Origin of the sequence: Sphingomonas sp. AAP5 (assembly GCF_004354345.1) — a bacterium.
GTDB lineage: Bacteria > Pseudomonadota > Alphaproteobacteria > Sphingomonadales > Sphingomonadaceae > Sphingomonas > Sphingomonas glacialis.
Genome location: NZ_CP037913.1, coordinates 3,138,199 through 3,158,996, shown reverse-complemented (window position 1 = coordinate 3,158,996; position 20,798 = coordinate 3,138,199). Strand labels below are relative to the sequence as shown.

Genomic DNA, 20,798 nt, shown 5'->3' with positions numbered 1-20,798 from the left:
GCGAATGTCTGAAGATGCCCGTGGAATGGTCCCGATCAAGGATCAGAACGATGACGCCAAGTCGAAGGACAAGTCCAAGGAACTGTCTCTTCCGCCCGAGGCCTCGCTGCCGGTCGACGGAAGGCGGTCTTGGGAGAGCTATGCAAACGACTTCCGGCGGCTGACCGGACAGCTCGCGACGTTGCATAACGAGCAGACGACTCTGAAGGCGGAGAATTCGGAACTTCGCGCCTTGTACGAACGCCTACAGGCGAAGCGGCAAGAAGATCGTCAGCGAATGGCAGCGGTGGTTAGCCGGTGTGACGCGTTGGAGGCAAATAGCGCGGGGCAAGCGTCGCGTACCAAGACCGCTCAGCGCGCTGTCCTCGATCTTGAAAAGAACCTGTTGGCCGCGGAGGAGGAATCTCGCAAGATCGCGAGCGATACAGCCGAGCTTCGCGCGCAGATCTCGCATCTGCAGGTATCGTACGTCAATCTCGAGGCGGCATATGCAGACTTGCGCAATGCGTTCATACGCAAGGATGAAGAGTTTAACGAGCTTGTCGCCCATGCCGCATGGCTGAAGCAATCCCTCGATGATCGTGATGTCTGGGCAAACGATGCCATCGCGCTTCGCGACGCGCGGATCATAGAGTTGGAAGCCTTGAACGGTTCGCGCTGAGCGTTTTCGGGCGGACAAAGCCCCCCAACGCTGTTGCGCGGCTAATCCCGCGTCGGCCGATTGCCTGGCGACCGAATCGCTTTTGCGTTGGGGTCCTCGGGCGATCGTGGTCGCATCCGGTGATGTGTCCCGCGAGGACGAGCCTGACCAGCGTGGCGAGTGGGTGTTTCGGGATCTTCGCCGTCTCATCGTGCTCCAGGCATGCTATGGGGCTGCGCTAATTTCGATACGTAGAAGGGTCGTGATTTGAGCGTGCAATCACAGGACATCGTGGTGTTGGGCGCCGGCGGGCACGCCAAGGTTGTCATCGATCTTCTTCGGGAGACGAATTGGCGGGTGGTGGCCTTGACCGACGCGGACGATACGGCACGGACGGTGATGGGGGTCCCTGTCGTTGGCACGGACGAAAAGCTGGAAGAGTTGTGGCGTAACGGCATACGCGCCGCTTTCGTCGCACTGGGCAGCAACGCATTGCGGGAACGGATCGGCGATCGGCTGCTGGCACGGGGCTTTGCGCTCCCGGCCGCCGTCAGCACGCGCGCGGCGGTCTCTCCCTCAGCCCAAATCGGACAAGGGGTCGCGGTTATGGCAGGCGCCGCGATCAATGCAGAAGCGGTGATAGGCGACTTCGCCATCGTCAACACGCAAGCCGGTGTCGATCATGACTGCGTGATTGGCCGTGGTGCCCACATTGGTCCTGGCTCCGCCCTGGCGGGTTGCGTCCGGATCGGCGCAAGGTCTTTTCTCGGCGTGGGCTGCAACGTCATACCCGAAAAGACGATTGGCAGCGACGTGATGGTAGGCGCAGGAAGTCTGGTTATTCGGGACTTGCCCGATGGATGTCTCGCGTTTGGGGCCCCCGCTGTCGCCCGTCGTTAAACGGGCAACCTACGGCCACGCGGCGGTGGCTAGGAGAGTGCGGCAGGGCATGTTCGACACAAACGTCATGCCGGGCCAGGCGGTCCGAGAGCTTTCGCCTGACACTCTATGCTCAAAAAGGGCGTAGCGTGGCGCCATCACTCTACGAAACCGGCGGAGAATATGCGTGATGGGTCGGCGGTATCTCTTACCTTTTCTTGCTGTCGCGTTCGAAGCCGTAGCGTCGGCGGGTGCTCAGACGATGCCCGTCGTGCAGAATAATGGAGAATTGAAGGCGCTTGCCGTTCCGCCATCGGCTGGCGTGGTTTACCGGTCTGGCTTCGCGACCGCCGGTGATGGCGGGGATATGACGTACCGATATGTCCCCTCGGCTTGTGCGACCGGGCGCGGGGCAGGCGACGACGGCGCCGATGTCAAGCCGGCGCGCGGCGCCGGTTGCTGGGTCGCAACCTTTTCCCAGGGCGCGAATGCGCGGGTGTGGGGCGCTTTGGGGGCCCCCGCTTCGACCGACGACACCGGTGCTTTGCAGCGCGCCTTGACCTGGGCGTGTGGCCCCCAAGCGCGCGCGCTGCGGATAGCGGCAGGTCGCTATTACCATACCGGCCTGACGATTCGCGGAAGTTGCCATATTTTCGGTGATGGGCGTGGCGAGACGCTTCTGCAGCAACAGTCGAACACCGCAAGCGACATCGTTGTCCGCGGTACCGGGAGCGAAAAGGTAACTTTGTCGGATATGTTCCTTATCCCCGCGGTCAAGAAGATCGCAGGCTATGCCATCGAATTCCATCAAGCGTATTTTCCGACGCTCGAGCGAGTCGACCTGACGGGGTGGAATGGGGTGCTGGACGATTCGAGCGCTTCGATGACAGTTGCGAACCTCAACATGTCTGACTTGAATGGCGTGTACGGCATCAAGTTCATCGGCCACAATGCGTCACCAGCGGCGGTCTTCGGTGCGATCCTCGATAACGTGGTCGGCTCGGCCAAAAACAACCGTCACCTGACGTGGCTCGACATGGACAGCTATAGCTATTCGGTGACGCTAAAGTCCGGTATTTTCATGTATGGTGCGAAGTGCATCGTGATGGAAGACACCGCTGCCGTTCAGGGCGGGGCGAGCGTTCCAAAATGGCTTTTCGTTCCCCATCTGGAATGCGACCACCCCTTTGAGACGGGCGTGCATCTGATCAAGGGGCAAAACGTCACGATCGCGGCAGGATCCTGGATCGGATCGAGCCAAACCGGTAACGGCATTGCAACCGAGCCGGGCTGGTCCGGGGGCCTGACCGTGAGCGGCGCACGCATCAATGGCAATTTGCTGTCTGGTGTCCTCCTGGGTGGCGGGAGAGACATCAAGATCATGGAGAACGAAATAACCGCGAACGGGCAGGGCCGGGACGGAATTCGCCATGACGAACTGACAGTGGGGAGGGAAGTGTCCGACATAAAGATCGTGAACAACTTCATCTCCCGTGAAGGGCACGACAATTCTGCTGTCGACCGGTTCTGTATCAGCATCGACAAGACGATAGGCGGCCACCTTTATATCGTCGGAAATTCGGTGTACGGGTGTTCCGCAGGCAGTATTGAAGGCTCGCCGGTCGGACCACACGTCCGAATTTCGGCAAACGACGGCCAGGACTATTGAGCGAGATTTCGCTGCTTTGATGCGGGGTATGCATCTCTCGTGGCCGCACGGCGCTTCATCGTTCCGCGGCGAGCGTTGCAAATATCGCGGAATCGACGAACTCCGCCAACGACCGAAACGACTGACGACCGGGTTCGACCGAAGTGCCGATCAAGAAGCACCGGCGGACCCCGGCCGCGTCTCCAGCCGCCAGATCGCTTAGTCGATCCCCCACCATGATCGAGCGGGCGGGATCGATATGATGCTCGGCGCATGCCCTTAGGATCATGCCCGGAAGGGGCTTCCGACAATCGCAGACGGCTGCGAACGCCGGCTCCTGACCGTCGGGGTGGTGCGGGCAATGATATATTCCGCTGAAGTACACGCCCCTGGCCGCAAAAGTCGCGACCATGTGGCGTGTTACCCGATCGTAGTCCTCGGTCGTGAAATAACCGCGCGCAATGCCCGATTGGTTCGTCACGACGATGAGCCGATAGCCGAGCGACGAGACTCGGCTGAGGGCCTCCGCAACGCCGGGAATCACATCAAAACGATCAATCGACCCGATATACCCATGATCGGTGTTGAGCACACCGTCACGGTCGAGAAATAGCGCCCGGTGCATGGTTTACGGCTTGAATGCTCGAATCCGATCGACCAGGCGCGTCGTGGAATATCCTGGCCGAAGTTGGATAGTTCGCGATAGCCCGCCCCAGGACTTGACGAGCGTCGATTCGGGCAGCGCCTCGACATCATAGTCGCCACCCTTCACGTAGAGATCGGGTCGGACGTGTTCGAGCAAAGCCATCGGAGTCCGCTCGTCGAAGAGGCAGACTATTGAGACGGCTTCCAGGGCCGCCAGCATGATCGCGCGATCACGTTCCTGATTGATCGGTCGATCCTCCCCCTTGCCGAGCAGACGTGCGGACGCGTCGCTGTTCAACCCGATGACGAGTGATCCGCCCAAGGCACGTGCATCGGCCAGATACTCCACATGGCCGCGGTGCAGCAGATCGAAAACGCCGTTGGTAAACACGATCGGGCGTGCGAGCGTAGCGAGTGCGCGAGGAAGGGCTTCGACCGGCACGATCTTGTCGCTGAGCGTCATGGGGTGAGGGGCCAATTCTCGATATCGTCGAACAATTGTGACACCTCCTCAAAGGTTGCAACGGAGGTGCCGAGTTTGCTGACCACTAAGCCAGCGGCCGCATTGGCGAAATCGACCGCATGTTCCCATGAAGCCCCGGCGGCGAGCATCACCCCCAAGGCGGCGATGACGGTATCGCCTGCTCCGGACACGTCGAAAACCTCTCGGGCTTGTGCCGGCTTGTGAAATACCGAATCTTCCCTGAACAGAATCATGCCCTGCTCGCTCATCGTCACCAGGAGCGCTTCTAGCCCAAGGCTGCGACGAAGCTTTTGGGCCTTGTCCTCCAATTCTTGCGCAGAATTCCAGCCTCCTGCTATCGCAGTAAATTCGGACCGATTGGGTGTTATGGCCGTCGCGCCGGAATATCGCTCGTAATCCTCACCCTTGGGGTCAACGAGTATCATCTTGCCGCGCGCCCGCACGCGTTCAATCAAGTCTTCGATGTGGCGGAGCGAGCCTTTGCGATAGTCCGAAAAAATGACCAGGCTGGCCGAAGCGAGGCTTTCCTCGAATTGCGCCTTCTTTTGGTCGAGCGCTTCTGCGGACGGTGCGTCCTCGAAATCGATCCGCAACATTTGCTGTTGCTGCCCGATGACGCGCAGCTTGACCGTCGTTCGGATTTCCGGATCGGTTTGAAGGCGATGGTCGATGCCGGCTTCGTCGAGCACGGCACGTAACCGATCCGCGGCATTGTCTGCACCGACAACCGACAGCAAAGTCACCTTGGCGCCCAGAGCCGCAAGATTGCGACCGACATTCGCAGCACCGCCCGGCCGTTCCTCGGATCGAGCTATGCGCACAATCGGCACCGGGGCCTCTGGCGAAATTCGATGCACATCACCGAACCAATATTCGTCGAGCATGACGTCACCGACCACTATGATCCGCAGCTGCTGGATCTTGTCGCGGAGCTTCACTGGAAGGCCGCGTCCAGATGCGCGCAGAGCGCGTGATATGTCAGCAAGTGCGTGGCTTGTATCTGATCGGTGAGGTCGAGCGGGACGACCAGGGCAATATCGCTCAGCGGCAACACCGCACCTCCATCGCGGCCAAGCATCCCAAGCGTGGTGGCGCCTATTGCGCGGGCGCTTTCGAAAGCGGCGACGACATTGCGCGAATTGCCGGAGGTGGAGATGCCCCACACGATATCGCCCGGACGCGCCAAGGCCTCAACTTGCCGACTGAACACCGTGTCGTAGCTATAATCGTTGCTCCAGGCGGTGAGAATCGAGCTGTCGGTTGTCAAAGCGATCGCGGCGAGGGCTTTGCGCTCAAGTTTGAAGCGGCCAACGAGTTCTGCCGCGATGTGCTGCGCATCCGCAGCGGATCCGCCATTGCCCATAATGAGAAGCTTGCCGCCGTTGCGCAGGCTAGTCGTCAGGGCATCCGCAGCACGATCAATCGCCGAACAATATATGGGGGTAAACGCCGTCTGGAGCGCTGCAAGAGTCGCGGTGATCTCAGCGGCGAGCGGCGAAGCAGGTGAGGGGGGCATAGGAAACCTTATTCTGCCAGTTCGGCAACATGCGCACGGGCGGGGCGGTTGGAAATACTGTGTTTCGGATCGGTCAGGATCGTGACCAAACGCTTTGCCGTGGCGACGGTTGGGCTTTCCCGATCCGAACCGTCGGCGGGGCCGGTCTCAATGCAAGCGATGTGATCCACCAAAAGGGGGCGGTCGCGTGGGGGAGCATTCGCACGGATCCAGCTTTCGGTGATCGCACCGAGCCGACCTTCGACGATTATCTGATCGAAATGCATGATCTCCTGGAGGAAAGCCCTAAATAATTGTGCTTCCCGATCCTCGCCGTCCGCAGCGTGCCACCGCGTCAGAATGGAGTCTGGGACGAGATATGCCGTCGTCACCCCTTGCGAACGCCAGCTATAGATCAGGTCCCATTGCGGCGCACTGCGGAACAAATTGCTGTCGATGCCAAGAAATATGTCGCCCGGTATCGGTCGCAGGATCGGAGCATCGGCCGGCGACAAAAGCACGTCATCGGATTTCTCGAACGGCATGATATAGAATTCGTGATCGTGACGGCGTGATGCCACTGTCACCACCGAATAGTCTGCGGGTAGTTTTGCTCTTAATGCCGTAATCAGGCGCTGCGTCGAATCCCATTGGATTTGCGTCTTGGGTTCGAGCACATCAACGTCATATCGGAAGTTTGACATGTCGATGAAGAGAGTCCGACCTCGCCGGGTCCGTTTCGGGAAATTCCGCGCGATCGCTCCGTTAAGCGCAAGCCTGTCCGTTGGTGACAGGCCGGCGATCTGATCCTTTGTCTTGAGCCGGTTGATTTCGTTGACGAGCGCGGGAACAGCGCTTGCTGGATTCTGCGCGATGATCTCGGACTTTTTCAACAGCGAAGTCGCTCCCGATACGTCTGCGAGCACCAAGTTGGTAACGGCCTTTACCGAGATGTCGTCCAAGCAGAAGACGCCAAAGGGGCAGCTTTGCCGATCAGGCAGGTGGCACGGCGCGCATTCCGCATCGACCATGATGACCTTTGCATCGTTGAACGCGGGCCCCCACTGCTGTGGGAGCTCATGCCCGCTGTAAATGCCAGTCGTTCGGCATCCTGCATAGCTCGCCAAATGCACGCCGAAGCTGTTATTGCCGACGCATATTTCATTTTCCGACAGCGATGTGAACAGCTCTGAAAAGCTGAGGCCGCACTTGATCGCGACCTTCGGATGATCCGGCAACGGGATTGTGGCGAGCTCTTCGGCCTTGCCGGCGTAGACGTTGATCTGGCTTATTTCCGGTGACTCAGCAAGGTTTTGCACGAGCAATCCGAAGCGATCAGAATTCCATTGTCGAGCGTCGAGCCCAACGCGGGGAAAGATCGCGACCGAGCCTTTCTTGGTCGGCAAGAGTGTACCCATGGCCGGAAGCGCCACGTAATCATTGACGTCGAACGGAAGCGCCTCGACGATCCTCAGAACCTGCTCGCAGGTATGCGTCTCTTCGTAATAGCGGCGCACGCCGACCGACTCGGCATGGTCTTTCAAGCCGTTGGTCAATAGCTGATCGATTTCCGCCGACCCGGTCTCATAGCCGAAATAACTGTCGGCCTTGATCTTCAACAGGATGAACCGAGTGTCGAACTGACGCCGAAGATCGATCGCATAGTCATAATAGGGCATCTGGCGAATGATATCGAGCTGTTCGTCACTCAAGGTCGGCCGATCGGATGACAGCGATTTGAAAAAATCCAGCGTGAAAATGGTGTCGAACAAGCCGCTCGCCTCGGCCGCGCCTTTGTTCCAGCTCCCAACCAATGCATCGATCCGCGCGGACGGATAGCGCGCCCGCAATTTCGCCATCGCAGGTAGCCCCAAGAAGAAATCGCCATGATGATCCAGCTTTTGAACGAGGATCTTGAGCGCGCGCGGGCCGATGATGCCGGTCTGCATGATCGTCGTTCGCCGGCTGCTGTCGATCACCTTGCCCGGGGCGAAGCGCGCGAGCGCCGCCAGCGCGACCTCCGCGCAGGCTTGCCATGTCAACGCCGCGGCGCGCTCGAGCCCCGCCGCAGAGAGGCGCTCCTGCAGCTTGGTGTCGGACAGGACCTCCGTGATTTTGGCTGCGATCGTCGACGGTGAGGTCGGATCGAACATCGCGTTGTTGTTTCTGACGATCTCGGGCAGGCTGGCGCAATCGGAGGTGATGGTGGGCGCCCCGCAGGCCATCGCTTCGAGCGCGGGCAGACCCAAGCCCTCCCTCAGCGATGGAAAGACAAACAGGCTGCAGGCGTTATACAGATCGACGAGCGCGTCATCCGACACATGGTCGAGCACGACGAGCATGTCGTGGACGGCGGGATCGGCTGACAACGCAAAGTATTCCTCGTAATCGCCCTCGTTGCGTTTGCCGACGCAGACAATTTGATATTGCTCCTTCAGTGAAGACGGGAGATTCGAAAGGGCTGCAATCAAGCCGCGCAGATTCTTGCTTTTTTCGAGCCCGCCCGCGTGCAGGATGAACGGCTTCGTCAATCCGAAGCGGCGGCCTACCAGGCGCTTTTCCGCCGCGCTCAGGTGTTTGCACACGAACCTTTCGTCCGGCGCTCCGAAGATATTGACGACGCTTTCGGCGGCAAACTGAAGTTCGCGAAGCGCTTCGCCGCGGCTGCTTTCGGATATGGCCAGCAGGAGGTCGCATTGCTTCAGATCGGCAATTCTGTCGCGGTACCACCGCCGGTGAAGCGGGTTGGTCTCAAAGTCGGATTCGGGCAGAACGAGCGGCGTTAAGTCATAGAAGATGCAAGCGACAGGAATTTCCCGCACGCTTCGTTTGACCGACAGCACTGCTGCATCGGACAGACCCTCGAACAGGCTCGTGAGCACAATGACGTCCGGCTCGAGCGAGCGGATGTAATGCTCTCGCATGACTTCGGCGATGCGAGCCAGGTCAGGATCGCGGCTCTCCAACGGGCGTAGCGGACCGGGCGTGTACCACACACGGATATGCGACTGTGGCAGATAGGGAGCAAGATCTGCCCTTATCGCCTCTATACCGTCTGCGAATTGGCCGTTGAGGACGACGATGAATTCGTGCGCGTTGCCGTATCGGATCATCGCTTTCGTCAGGGATGCTGCGTATCGACCGATTCCGCGAAAGCGACTTCCGGTCTGTACGCCCTGATAATCAATCACAATTCGCATAGTGTCCTGCTATATTCGCAGCGCTTGCATCAGGCGCTTCTCGCTGCTGTCGAAGTCATTTTCTCGGACGTCAGAAGGTGATCGCAGGCGCGGTGTATGGAGGTCAACCGCAGCTTTTGATTCCTGGGCGATGGCGCTTGTCCCACCCATGTGCGCCGCCCCTTGGGTGCTGACCAACTGCAAGAGATCCTTATGCCCCGCGATCAGTTCGCCGCAGGCGAGCATGATGTCCTGTCGGGCGCGGCCTATTTCGTTGGTGATAGCGCGTGCCCGGGCAAGAGGCGGTCGCATGCCGAGTTCTGGATCGGTCCGGCGTAGCCGAAGCCCCGCGAAAAACCGGCGTGATGCGCGGTAGCGGTCGAGCGCAGCCTGGAGGTCGCTAATCTGTGCCCAGAGCGGCTTCGCCTCGGCTGCCTTGGCGAGTTGGTCGAGGATTGCCAATCTGCCACGGCCCTCGCGTATCCGTTTCAAATAGTATTGGCGTCCTATTGTATCGGCAGGGCGACCAATGATGATAAGGTAGGCGAGCTCTACAAATACTTCGTCATGCCATTGCATAACGTCTGCGACAGATCGGATCGATTTTATGAAGTTTTCGTCGAGAGGGAGGCGATGAGACGGTCGGACATCTCCGTGTTGCAACATGCCGGCTCCACTTTTTGCGCGCTTTTCTTACGCGATCTGATGCCTCGGATCGGCCTCAGCTCTTGAACCATCCTACGGCGTTTGGCAATATCGGCAGGCAAGACGGCACCTTGGCGGAACTTGCCCCGAGCCCTCGCGTGTTGAACAGCTTGTCTCTACACAAGAGCGGTGTCAGTCCCTGCACGGGGCTGGAGATGGTGGGTAGCGAGGGGCGGGGGACGAGCAGTCACGCGTCGAATGGTCTTTATCGGGCCTGATCAAACCGAATCCCGTTTCACCGTGCGAGCGCGATGAGGTCGCGAGTGCCTCTGGCCGACCATACTATTTGCATTTTATGCTTGGAGAGACTGATGGTGAGAAAAGACGTAGAAGACGCGTACCGCGTCTTGTTGGGGCGCGAACCGGAAAGCGCGGACGTAATCGACTTCCACCTTTCTCATCCGAGCACCTCGGCGATGATAAAGGAGATCGCCCACTCTCCTGAAGCCTTAAGCCGTCTCGGATTGTCGAGCGTGTTTCCCAATCCCTTGCTGCATTATAACACGATGCTCGATGTGGTGGGGATCGTGAAAGGAATGGTCGATCTCGAGCGTAAGCCGCGAGACGGCTTTAATGTCAATTTTCAGGGCGTTGCTGTACCGACCGATGTCTTCGAATTTCTGAAGCACACGAGCGGCCAGCTGGATCCGATACCGATCCCTGGTAACTACCACGCAGACACAGCAGAATGGGCCGCGGCTTTCCGATCGGTTCAATTGGCGCGCGAGACGTTCACCATGATCGAGCTCGGCAGCGGCTGGGGGTGTTGGATGGCCAATACCGGTTTTGCCGCAAAGCGCCGCGGTCTCAAGATCGAGGTCATCGGGGTCGAGGGCGATCCCATGCACATCGAAATGTGCGAGCGCACGATGTCCGCCAACGGAATCGCGCCTTCCGAGTACCGAGTCATCCGTGGCATCGCCGCGGGCAAGCCCGGATACGCCCTTTTCCCGCGCGCGAACGGAGCGATGAACGGCTGGGGGTCGGAACCAATCTTTGGAGCCACAGAAGAAGAAAGTCGCCGTGCCGTGGAAAGCGGCGAATACGATAGCTTGGAATTGACCACGTTGGCGACCGTGATCGGCGATCGTCCCAAGATCGATCTGCTCCATATCGATATTCAAGGTGGTGAAGGAGACCTCATTGCGCAGACCGTGGATCTATTGACGGAAAAGGTAGCGTATGTCTTGATAGGGCTTCATTCGCGCGTGCTGGAAGGTGGCATCATCGAGACGATGCTGTCGCGCGGATGGTTTTTGGAAATTGAGCGTCCGACCATCTTCGAGCTCGACAACGGAGTGCCCCGCACGACGATCGATGGTGTTCAAGCGTGGCGTAACCCGAAGTTTAATCCATAAAAAGTGGAACCGGTGTCAGTTGGGATGCTGATTCAGCAGGCATCCCTGAGTGCTGACGCCGGTACCCGTCGGCATCCCGAGCGTGAATTTTTTCGATAGCGGTGCTGTGTTGAGGGCCGGCCAGTCTTTGGTGCCGCAGGCCGAGCTATACCGTCCGCCGGATTCAGCAATCGTGTTATCCCGGATGACCATCGGGCCAGTCAATCGATCGACGTTAAGCCCGATCATTGCGAAACGAACCGTGTTTCGGCTGACCTCCCCGCCGGTGGCGCGACCGGCATACCATGGGCTGCTGCCGATCATGATGCCATAACCGCAGCGCTTGGTAGGGGAACAATTTATCGCGTTTTCGCTGATGAGCGAGCCGCTGAAATCGCCACTCGTCGTTGGCCATGATTGCAACATCAATTCGGCAAACGACGCACCGCCAAAGCCTTCGCTATGGGTGAAGCTATTGTGCGATATTCTACAGCGCGCACATCCGCCGAAAATGAGTTGAACGTCGGTATTGTCTCGAAACAGATTTCTGGTGATCGTGGCGTCTTTTGCTTCATGGACGGTCAAACCGTCGGCCCACATCAACGGCGTTTGATGGTCCCCATTTTCCCAGAATAGGCTGTCGATCACCCGCAGGTGATCAGCACCGGCACGAACCTCCATGGCTGTGTAACAGGCGACGCCGCGGATCGCCGAACCAGAAAACGTGAAGTTCGACGCTCGCACCCGTATCCCGCCGCCCATGGGCCGAGTTTGCTCGTTCAGACACACTCTCTGATCATACGCTTTGTCTGCGCCGCGGCTGCCCTGCACCCTGAGATGCCGCAAGCTTACCCCGGCTTTAGCGATTTCGAGCGGCATCCGATCCAACGGAATGGCACCGTGCATCGCTGCCAGCACGAGCGTTGCACAGCGGTTGTCGATGTTCGGGCTGCATCCCTGCGCGGTCGCTCCGACCCCGGCGGACGTGATGGTCACCCGTTGGTTGATCGTGATAGGCGCGTGCAGGACATAGATGCGGGGGGTAAGCGCAAGCACGCTGGCTGCCGGCAAGTGATCGAGGCATTTTTGAAGCTCGGCCGCCTCGTCGTTGCTGGGAAGTGCCAACCCGGGGCATTGGGCCATGGAGCGGCGACCCGTGTCCGCCGCGATCTTACCTGACGCACCAATGGTGGCCAGCGACGCTGATAGCATGAACGCGTACCACATCTTGTTATGCACAAATTGCCTTCGAATTTGTGTGCCTTATGCACGCTATTTCCGATCCGATCGCCGTGTTGTCGGTTAAATGCGGTGCGGAAACAAGGCGCCGGCTTCGAGCTGACTTCCAAGCGGGCGCTTTCATCATGTCGCCCGGGCCTGCATTGCGCGCGCGTCGGACGCGCGGTCGGTGCGTCGCCCGATGTCGCAGTGGCGCATTTGGCCGCTAGCGATCCACGCCGAGCGCTCTGTCACGGCCGAACCGTGCGAGATTGCGGGTCGTCACGGTTTCTGCCCGAGCAAGCGCTGCGCGCGCCGCGAAGTCGCACTCCCTTCTGCCGTGGACCACGCGAAAGAAATGGTTCACCAGAAATACATGGCCCGGCGGATGCCCTTTTTGCGCAATCGTTGTATCACCGGAATACGTGTCTCACCATTCACGCAGAGATGAAACAGATGCCAAGCGAATCAATCGGCAGCGTAATCAATCTTTTGGAGCTCTCGACCTCCGATTTCGTCCAGACTGCGTATAATATCCTGCTGGGGCGCTGGCCTCAATCACCCGAGTTGAGCGCCCGCGTTAGCGCGTTGCGGATGGGAGCGGGGCGGTCCCGGATGCTAGCGGATATCGCCGCGTCGTCCGAGTTCAAAGCGCGGCAACAGGCTCTGGTGCATGAGGGAGACGACGAAGCGTTCCTTGAGCGCGTGTACACCGCGTATATCGGCAGGATACCCGAGCCGGACGGAATGGAATTTTACCTCAACCTGTTAAGGTCGGGGAAAGCGCGCGAGCGCGTCCAGCGCGACATCGCTACGTCCAAGGAGGCCCGGATTGCTGGGGCGTTCTGGTACGAATTCGATCGTTTGGTCGCAAGCGAACGAACCAATATTCGTGGGCTTCGCTATTGGCTGGGCCGGACGCGACGGTTGGAGCGGCGCACCAATCGTGAATTCGAGGTCCTCAATCGGGCACATGGGCGGCGTATCGCCGACGCGCGCTGGGACGAAACAAGTGGGCGAGACGATTTCGTGTCTCTGCTGCGCGGCGTGGATCACGAAACACTTCTGGAAATTGAAGATATCGTGCGTGCAAAGCTTGCCCAATATGCCAACGAGACCCCTGATATGAAAACTGGCGGGAGCACATCCGGCTCGAACGAGCAGCGGGCTTCCCTGCGAATTCGCGGCATGATCCCATCAGATACGCGCCATCGGGAGACCGAATGATGCGTATCGTCGTTGATCTGCAGGGGGCTCAGGGCAGCAATCGGCATCGTGGTATCGGCCGATATTGTCTCTCGCTTGCCAAAAGCATGGTGCAGAACGCTGGTGACCACGAGGTGTACATCGCTCTGAACGCTGGGTTTGACGACACGATCGAGCCTATACGAGCGGCGTTCGATGGAATCGTCGCGGATGAAAACTTTCTGGTGTGGCAAGCTTTAACCCCGGCGCAGGCAGCGGATCCGCAGAACGATGCGCGTCGTCGCGCTTCCGAATTGTTGCGCGAGGCAACTTTGGCAAGTGTATCGCCCGATTGCGTGCTCATCACTTCCATCTTCGAGGGCCTGGATGATAATGTTGTAACCAGTATCGCCCAACTCTCGTCCACCGTGCCGACCGCGGTCGTCCTTTTTGATCTCATTCCTCTCCTCAATCGTACGCTCTATCTATCAAATCCCATTGTGGAGAAGTGGTACGAAAATAAGATCGGCCATCTTCGGAATGCTGATCTATTGTTGACCATCTCCGAGTCTGCGCGGCGTGAAGCGTTGGAGCATCTCTCAGTTGATCCGTTGGACGCAGTGAACATCTCTGCCGCTGCCGAATCCCATTTTTCGCCTGCCGCAGTAAACGCGACCGATCGTGCGGGGCTGCTCAAGCGCTATGGCATCAAGCGACCCTTCGTTATGTACACGGGGGGAATCGATCACCGGAAGAACGTCGAAGGCATTATCGAGGCTTTTGCGGCCCTCCCGGCCGAGGTCCGTGATTCGCACCAGCTGGCCATCGTCTGTTCAATCCAACCATTCGATCGCGAACGCCTGTCGAAATTGGCGACTGGTCTCGGTCTGCAAACTGGTGCCGTGATATTGACCGGCTTCATATCCGACGAAGATCTTCTCCTCTGTTATCGGGCTTGCAAGCTTTTCGTCTTCCCGTCTTGGCACGAAGGATTCGGCCTGCCTGCCCTTGAGGCGATGAAATGCGGGCGTGCGGTGATTACAAGCAATGGCTCAAGCCTACCCGAGGTTGTCGGGTTGGAAGATGCGATGTTCGATCCGTTCGATGTCCAAGCGATGTCCGACAAGATCGAGCGCGTGTTGATCGATGATACCTTTCGCGAGCGGTTGGAAAGGCACGGACTAGAGCGGGCCAAGGCTTTCTCCTGGGATAAGACAAGTCGGCGGGCCTGGGCGGCGCTGGAGGAGATGCATCGCGATCGGCGTGACCTTTCGGCAGATCGCAATGCCATGTCGGGGCGGCGGCCACGCTTGGCGTTCGTGTCTCCGGTTCCTCCCGCAGCGAGTGGCATCGCCGATTATAGCGCTGAACTGATTCCGGCTTTGTTGCGACATTACCGCGTCGAGGTCATTACCCCGCAAGAGGGAAGCGCGGATCCCAAGATCTTGGGCAATTGCGAAATCCGCGATCTCGCTTGGTTCCGGCGGCATGCCAATGAATTTGACCGGATCGTCTATCAATTTGGAAACTCGCAGTTCCATTCGCACATGTTTGACCTAATCCGCAGCTATCCGGGTGTGGTCGTCTTGCATGACTTTTTCCTGTCTGGGGTGGCCGAATTTCGCGACGGGATCGGCGAAACGTCCAATGGCATGGTCCAAACGTTGGTCGACTCCTATGGATGGCCCGCTGCTTTGAAGTATTTTTCGGAAGGGCCGCCCGAGGCAGGCTGGACGTACCCATGCAATTTAAGGGTCATCCAGGACGCGCTCGGCATCATCGTCCATAGCGATTATCCAAGGCAGCTTGCGCGATCGTGGTATGGCAAGGACGCCGGGCAAAATTGGAACGTGATTCCGCTTTTGAGAGAGCCGCTGGCTTCGGTGGGTAAAGCGGTGGCCCGCAAAACGCTCGGCATTGATGAGCGCGACTTCATCGTCTGCAGTTTCGGCGTGCTTGGCCCGATGAAGCTCAATGATCGCCTGCTTGCTGCCTGGCTTGCCAGTCCGCTCGCGCAAAATCCGTCGTGTCACCTGATCTTCGTTGGTCAGAATGATGCCGGCGAATATGGCGCGAATCTGCAGCGCGCGGTACGTTCTGCCAAGACAGCGGGACGTATCGAGATTACCGGCTGGACGGATCTCGCGGCCTTCCGCGGCTGGCTCGCAGCAGCGGACGTAGGGGTGCAACTTCGCGCGCTATCACGCGGGGAAACGTCTGCGGCGGTGCTCGATTGCATGAACGGCGGACTTCCAACGATCGTCAACGCGAACGGCTCTATGGCCGAGTTGCCGGGTGATTGCGTTTGGATGCTGGACGACGACTTTACCGATGCCGATCTCGTTACGGCGCTTTCCACTCTGTTCGAAGAGGACGAGCGCCGTCGCACGCTTGGTGCAAATGCCAAGGCCAGGATCGCCACGCTCCATCAGCCGCGGCGCTGCGCCGCGGCCTATGCCGACGCGATCGAACACAGTTACACTCAGGCCAATCTGGGAGAATATGGCTTGGGCCAAGCCGTTGTTGACGATGCCGAAATCTTGTCAAAGCAGGATTGGGCGACCTTGGCGTCGGCCATCGCGCGCAATTTACCGCCCGCGCCGCGGCCAAAGAGAATTTACGTCGATGTCTCGGAATTGGTCCAGCGCGATTCGAAATCCGGGATCCAGCGAGTCGTTCGCTCGATTCTGAAGCAATGGCTGGTCGAACAGCCGGAAGGCTGGATCGTTGAACCGGTCTTTGCCGATCACGACATTTTGGGATATCGCCACGCCCGATCGTTCACCGCGGGCTTCCTGGGCGTGACGGACAACTGGGCGAACGATCCAATCGAGCCCGGACCGGGAGATGTATTCGTCGGGCTCGACTTGCAATCGATCATTGTTTCGCAACAACGCAAGCTGCTCGAAGATTGGCATAGGTCGGGTGTAAAAATATACTTTGTTGTATATGATCTCCTGCCGGTAGTGCTGTCTGACCATTTCGTTGCCGGTGCGCAGGTTGGACATAGTCTGTGGTTGCACGTTATATCGCAATTTACCGGGGTCGTTTGCATATCGCGCGCAGTGGCCGACGAATTTCTTGACTGGCTAGATCATTTTGGTCCGAAACGGGCGCGCCCTATCGACGTTCACTGGTTCCACCTTGGCGCCGATACCGAGAATAGCGCACCCTCGTTCGGCCTGCCTGATAACGCCAGCGAGGTCTTGGCGGCCCTGCGGGCAGCGCCCTCCTTCGTCACGGTGGGTACGATCGAGCCGCGCAAGGGGCATCGTCAGGTGGTGGCCGCATTCGAAAAGCTTTGGGCTCGCGGTGTTGCGGTGAATCTCGTTCTGGTCGGTAAGCTCGGCTGGTTGATGGAGGATTTTGCGGGCGAATTGCGCGCCAACCCCCAATACGGCGTTCGCTTGTTTTGGCTGGAGGCCATCACCGACGAATATCTTGAAAAAGTCTATGCGTCGTGCGCTTGCCTCATCGCTGCAAGCGAAGGGGAGGGCTTCGGCCTACCGCTGATCGAGGCGAGCCGTCACGGGCTCCCCGTTCTGGCACGCGACATCCCGGTTTTTCGTGAAATAGGTGGTAATGCCGCGACTTACTTCGCGAATAGCCTGGATCCCGCTGCCATCAGCAACGCGGTGGAAATGTTACTTTCGCACAAGCAGAATGCCGTTAGGTTCGAGCAAATACCATGGCTGACCTGGGCGCAAAGTGCCAAAGACCTGCTGGCGTGCGTCTTGGGAGAAAGCCCCCCCTACCGGCAGTGGAAGACTGACGGCATCTTGCGTTTCTGGGGTAATGACGAACGGCTGCTTTCGCTTGTTGGGAAGCGACGGCGGCGAGAGATCGAAAGTGCCGGCAAAGCCGGGTACCTCGTCTACGGACCCTATATGCCACTTCAGGCAGGATCGTATCGCGTAACCGCAACCGGATCATTCGAAGATTCTACCGGTGGCGAATATCTCGATATCTCATCCAATCGCGGCAAGACGCATCATGTGAACGCTCCTTTGGACTGGGATCAGGCGCGGTGGCGCTATTCGGGGATTTTAGATCTCGGTCAGGGGATAGATGATATCGAGATTAGAATTTGGGTTGATGAAAAATCATTAATATCCCTAGAATCAATAGAAATAAAGCCAGTAATAGAATTAGAGAATGTGTAGCATTGGAATTATGGCGTGATGACAGGCGAGGCAAATATGACGGCAGAATTGATCGATACGACATCTGTCCGGTGGTTCCACTCGTTTGAGTTGCCTGGATCGCAGCGCATCGATGGAATAAAGTCTCTGAACATTTTGCGGGCAGAGGCGGACTTGTTCTTCAATGAAGATGTATCCGGAAAATCCGTTCTCGATATCGGTGCCTGGGATGGATATTTTTCGTTCGAAGCTGAGCGTCGAGGTGCTGCGCGCGTTCTGGCGACAGATCACTTCTGCTGGTCTGGACCCGGCTGGGGCACCAAAGATGGTTTTGACTTAATCCATCGCGCGCTGGAGTCGCGTGTCGAAACTCTCGACGTTGATGTTATGGGCCTGTCGCCGGCGTCGCTGGGGGAGTTCGATATCGTACTCTTTCTTGGCGTACTCTATCATGTCAAAGACCCATATGCGTGCCTCGAGGCTGCTGCCCGGATGTGCAAGAATCATCTAATCATCGAAACCGTAACCGCGTTGCCGCTCGAAACCATCCCTGCGATGCGCCTGTACCGGCCCGGAGAACTTGGGGACGATCCGACAAACTTCTGGGCGCCCAATATTTCTGCTTTGGAAGTGATGCTGGACACGTTCGGGTTTTCTAAAGTCGAGGCAATCCCCTCGCCCGTTTCGCAGTCGCACCCGTTGAACAAAAAAAGCACGCCATCGTTTCGCCGGCGCGTCGACAATAACGGGACATATCGCACGATCATCCACGCATATCGGTGAACCCGCTCGACAGCGTTGAACCTGGCCGTTTGAACGGGCTGATCCTTGCAAACCCATTGCGCCGCTGCGCAACGCGGGCGTCGAGACCCAGTCTGTTCAATCGGGCCCATTCGGCCGGAGCCTGGATACATTGTCTTGGTTTTGCGACCAATTTGCCGTTTGCCGTTGCGTGAGCAGCGCCATCGTTTTTGTAGCAGGAGCCGCGTTATCAACCCCGAAGGTGCCCGGCAGCGACTTCGCGAGAACGACGGTTAGCGGGGTGCTGGAGCCGTTTGCGCTGAATCGGACGGTTCAAGGCTCTCACGCATCGTCTCGTTGTCGGGTCGCTCGATGCGGTGCGCGGCAACGTAGGCGCTTGCTACCGTCAGTGCGGTTCGATCTCTGGCTCAACAGTCGGTGCGGTAGCAGTGCTACGCGGCGCTCGCCATCCCGGGCTTAAATTCGCGGATGTCGATCGCACCGCCAACGGCGGCTTATGCCCCCGACCCCTTCACCACCGCATCGATCGCCATCAGCCGCGCGAGCAGCGGCTCGAGCTGGTCGAGCGGCCAGCTGTTGGGCCCGTCGGACAGCGCTTGGTCGGGATCCGGATGCGTCTCGAGGAACAGCCCCGCCACCCCCGCCGCGACGGCCGCGCGCGCGAGGACGGGAACGAACTCGCGCTGACCACCCGAGCGGTCGCCTTGCCCGCCCGGCAGCTGGACCGAGTGCGTCGCGTCGAACACCACCGGGCAGCCGGTACCCTGCATGATCGCCAGGCTGCGCATGTCCGAGACGAGGTTGTTGTAGCCAAAGCTCGCGCCGCGCTCGCACACCATGATGTTGCCGTCCGAAACACCGGCGCTCGTCGCGGCGGCACGCGCCTTGGCGACGACGTGCGTCATGTCGCCTGGCGCCATGAACTGCGCCTTCTTGATGTTGACCGGCTTACCGCAAGCGGCAACCGCCGAGATGAAATCGGTTTGCCGCGCGAGGAAGGCGGGCGTCTGGAGGACGTCGACGACCTCGGCCACCATCTTCACCTGGTCTTCGGTATGGACGTCGGTCAGCACCGGAAGCCCGGTTTCGACGCGCACTTTCTCGAGGATGCGCAAGCCTTCTTCGATCCCCGGGCCGCGGAACGACGTGCCCGAGCTGCGGTTCGCCTTGTCGAACGAGCTCTTGTAGATCAGCAGCACGCCGAGCCGGTCGGCGATCGCGCGAAGCTGGGTCGCGATCGCCAGCGACTGGGCCTCGCTTTCGATGACGCACGGCCCTGCGATGAAGAAAATCTGGTGGTCCGGGCCGACCGCTTGTCCGCACAGCTGCATGGTCACGCTTTCTCTGATGGTTTTGCCCCTATGGCTTTTTGCGTAAGGGAGCGCGTATATAGCGACCTGCGCTCGAGCAGCGGTGGAAGTCAATTGGATACCGGGCCATGGCATCCATGCCGGCCGTAAAGGCATGGCAGAAGGGGATTTTATGAAAGCGATCGCGCTTAGCAGCTCGCAACATCCTGGTTTGCTCTCGGCACTGCGCACCACGCGAATCCAGATGGCGGCGCTTCAGGCGCTGTCGCTCGCGCTCAACGAATTCCCGTTGCGCGACCGATTCCTCGAAGCCGTCGATACGATCGCCGCAAATACGGGGCGACTCGTCGTAACCGGCATGGGAAAGAGCGGGATCGTCGCGCGCAAGATCGCCGCGACGATGCGGTCGACCGGGACGCCGTCGCTGTTCCTCCATCCCAGCGAAGCGAGCCACGGCGATCTCGGCATGATCGGTCGCGAGGACATCGTGTTCGCGCTCAGCTGGTCGGGCGAGACCACCGAGCTTGGCGACATCATCGCCTATTGCCGCCGATTCGGCATCCGCCTGATCGTCGCGACCGCGTTTGCCGAGAGCACCGCCGGACGCGCTGCCGATCTGTGCCTCACCTTGCCGCAAGTGCGCGAGGCGTGCCCCAACGAACTCGCGCCGACGTCGTCGACCACGGTGCAAGTCGTGCTCGGTGACGCATTGGCAGTCGCGTTGATCGAGCGGCGCGGCTTCACGCGCTCGGACTTCCTCGCTTTCCACCCGGGCGGCCGCCTCGGCGCGCGTCTCGCGACCGCGGCGCAGTTGATGGCAAAGGGTGACGACATCCCCGTGGTCAAGGTCGGCGCGAGCTTGATCGAGGCGACGATCGAGATGAGCCGCAAGCGCTGCGGCTGCACCGCGGTGGTCGACGAGGGTGGGCGACTGCTCGGCGTCTTCACCGATGGCGATTTGCGCCGCGCGGTCAGCGGCGATCACATGCATGCCGATATTCGCGACCATATGACGCTCAAGCCGATTACCGTCGGACCCGAGATCCTTGCCTCGGACGCGCTGCGGATCCTCAATGAAAAGGCGGTGTCGGTGCTGTTCGTCGTCAGTGGCGAAAAGCTCGTCGGGCTGATCCACTTGCACGACATCCTGCGCGCGGGCGTTGCCTGAC

16 protein-coding genes are annotated in these 20,798 nt (G+C 59.2%); 8 read left to right on the top strand and 8 right to left on the bottom strand.

Annotation, left to right across the window (positions count from 1 at the left end; all coding sequences use genetic code 11):
* Positions 1 to 4 precede the first annotated feature (4 nt).
* From E2E30_RS14515 to E2E30_RS14505, 3 genes are all read left to right on the top strand, one after another.
* Positions 5 to 661, top strand: a complete 657-nt coding sequence (locus tag E2E30_RS14515) for a hypothetical protein (RefSeq protein WP_133190944.1) — start codon at positions 5 to 7, stop codon at positions 659 to 661.
* A gap of 252 nt (positions 662 to 913) precedes the next feature.
* Positions 914 to 1,540, top strand: coding sequence for an acetyltransferase (locus E2E30_RS14510; RefSeq protein ID WP_240699115.1), 627 nt, complete (start codon positions 914 to 916; stop codon positions 1,538 to 1,540).
* A 241-nt stretch (positions 1,541 to 1,781) separates the two neighbouring features.
* The gene (locus E2E30_RS14505; RefSeq protein WP_133190940.1) at positions 1,782 to 3,188 is read left to right on the top strand and encodes a hypothetical protein; all 1,407 of its coding nucleotides are present in this window, start codon (positions 1,782 to 1,784) and stop codon (positions 3,186 to 3,188) included.
* Between the two features lie 55 nt (positions 3,189 to 3,243).
* Here the strand turns inward: E2E30_RS14505 and gmhB are convergent, their stop codons facing one another.
* From gmhB to E2E30_RS14475, 6 genes are read right to left on the bottom strand one after another with little or no spacing between them, the layout of a single operon-like run.
* Complete coding sequence (gene gmhB / locus E2E30_RS14500; RefSeq protein ID WP_133190938.1) at positions 3,244 to 3,792, bottom strand: D-glycero-beta-D-manno-heptose 1,7-bisphosphate 7-phosphatase; 549 nt, start codon at positions 3,790 to 3,792, stop codon at positions 3,244 to 3,246.
* 3 nt (positions 3,793 to 3,795) lie between these two features.
* Positions 3,796 to 4,275, bottom strand: a complete 480-nt coding sequence (locus tag E2E30_RS14495) for an adenylyltransferase/cytidyltransferase family protein (RefSeq protein WP_133190936.1) — start codon at positions 4,273 to 4,275, stop codon at positions 3,796 to 3,798.
* On the bottom strand, positions 4,272 to 5,234 hold the full coding sequence (rfaE1, locus tag E2E30_RS14490) for a D-glycero-beta-D-manno-heptose-7-phosphate kinase (protein ID WP_133190934.1): 963 nt from the start codon (positions 5,232 to 5,234) through the stop codon (positions 4,272 to 4,274). Before rfaE1 ends, E2E30_RS14495 begins: the two co-directional genes overlap by 4 nt.
* The gene (locus E2E30_RS14485) at positions 5,231 to 5,812 is read right to left on the bottom strand and encodes a D-sedoheptulose-7-phosphate isomerase (RefSeq protein ID WP_133190932.1); all 582 of its coding nucleotides are present in this window, start codon (positions 5,810 to 5,812) and stop codon (positions 5,231 to 5,233) included. The genes rfaE1 and E2E30_RS14485 overlap by 4 nt, the downstream gene beginning before the upstream one ends.
* Positions 5,813 to 5,820: 8 nt before the next feature.
* Positions 5,821 to 8,991 carry a glycosyltransferase gene (locus E2E30_RS14480; protein ID WP_133190930.1) on the bottom strand — a complete coding sequence of 1,057 codons (3,171 nt, stop codon included), beginning with the start codon at positions 8,989 to 8,991 and terminating at the stop codon, positions 5,821 to 5,823.
* A gap of 9 nt (positions 8,992 to 9,000) precedes the next feature.
* The gene (locus E2E30_RS14475; protein WP_133190928.1) at positions 9,001 to 9,636 is read right to left on the bottom strand and encodes a DUF4214 domain-containing protein; all 636 of its coding nucleotides are present in this window, start codon (positions 9,634 to 9,636) and stop codon (positions 9,001 to 9,003) included.
* A 350-nt stretch (positions 9,637 to 9,986) separates the two neighbouring features.
* On the opposite strand from E2E30_RS14475, the gene E2E30_RS14470 reads away from it, so the two are divergent.
* On the top strand, positions 9,987 to 11,033 hold the full coding sequence (locus E2E30_RS14470) for an FkbM family methyltransferase (RefSeq protein WP_165954533.1): 1,047 nt from the start codon (positions 9,987 to 9,989) through the stop codon (positions 11,031 to 11,033).
* A gap of 15 nt (positions 11,034 to 11,048) precedes the next feature.
* Here the strand turns inward: E2E30_RS14470 and E2E30_RS14465 are convergent, their stop codons facing one another.
* Complete coding sequence (locus E2E30_RS14465) at positions 11,049 to 12,251, bottom strand: right-handed parallel beta-helix repeat-containing protein (RefSeq protein WP_133190924.1); 1,203 nt, start codon at positions 12,249 to 12,251, stop codon at positions 11,049 to 11,051.
* Positions 12,252 to 12,686: 435 nt separating this feature from the next.
* On the opposite strand from E2E30_RS14465, the gene E2E30_RS20815 reads away from it, so the two are divergent.
* From E2E30_RS20815 to E2E30_RS14450, 3 genes are read left to right on the top strand one after another with little or no spacing between them, the layout of a single operon-like run.
* Positions 12,687 to 13,457: a DUF4214 domain-containing protein gene (locus E2E30_RS20815; RefSeq protein ID WP_165954532.1), complete on the top strand. Its 771-nt coding sequence runs from the start codon at positions 12,687 to 12,689 to the stop codon at positions 13,455 to 13,457.
* Positions 13,454 to 17,578 carry a glycosyltransferase gene (locus E2E30_RS14455; protein WP_240698950.1) on the top strand — a complete coding sequence of 1,375 codons (4,125 nt, stop codon included), beginning with the start codon at positions 13,454 to 13,456 and terminating at the stop codon, positions 17,576 to 17,578. The genes E2E30_RS20815 and E2E30_RS14455 overlap by 4 nt, the downstream gene beginning before the upstream one ends.
* An 18-nt stretch (positions 17,579 to 17,596) precedes the next feature.
* Positions 17,597 to 18,340, top strand: coding sequence for a class I SAM-dependent methyltransferase (locus tag E2E30_RS14450; RefSeq protein WP_240699114.1), 744 nt, complete (start codon positions 17,597 to 17,599; stop codon positions 18,338 to 18,340).
* A gap of 473 nt (positions 18,341 to 18,813) precedes the next feature.
* Here E2E30_RS14450 and kdsA read toward each other — a convergent pair whose 3' ends face one another.
* Entirely contained in the window at positions 18,814 to 19,650 is an 837-nt protein-coding gene (kdsA, locus tag E2E30_RS14445) for a 3-deoxy-8-phosphooctulonate synthase (RefSeq protein WP_133192118.1), read from the bottom strand.
* 151 nt (positions 19,651 to 19,801) lie between these two features.
* Between kdsA and E2E30_RS14440 the strand changes: the two genes are divergently transcribed.
* The gene (locus E2E30_RS14440; protein ID WP_133190920.1) at positions 19,802 to 20,797 is read left to right on the top strand and encodes a KpsF/GutQ family sugar-phosphate isomerase; all 996 of its coding nucleotides are present in this window, start codon (positions 19,802 to 19,804) and stop codon (positions 20,795 to 20,797) included.
* The last annotated feature ends 1 nt before the right edge of the window (position 20,798 follow it).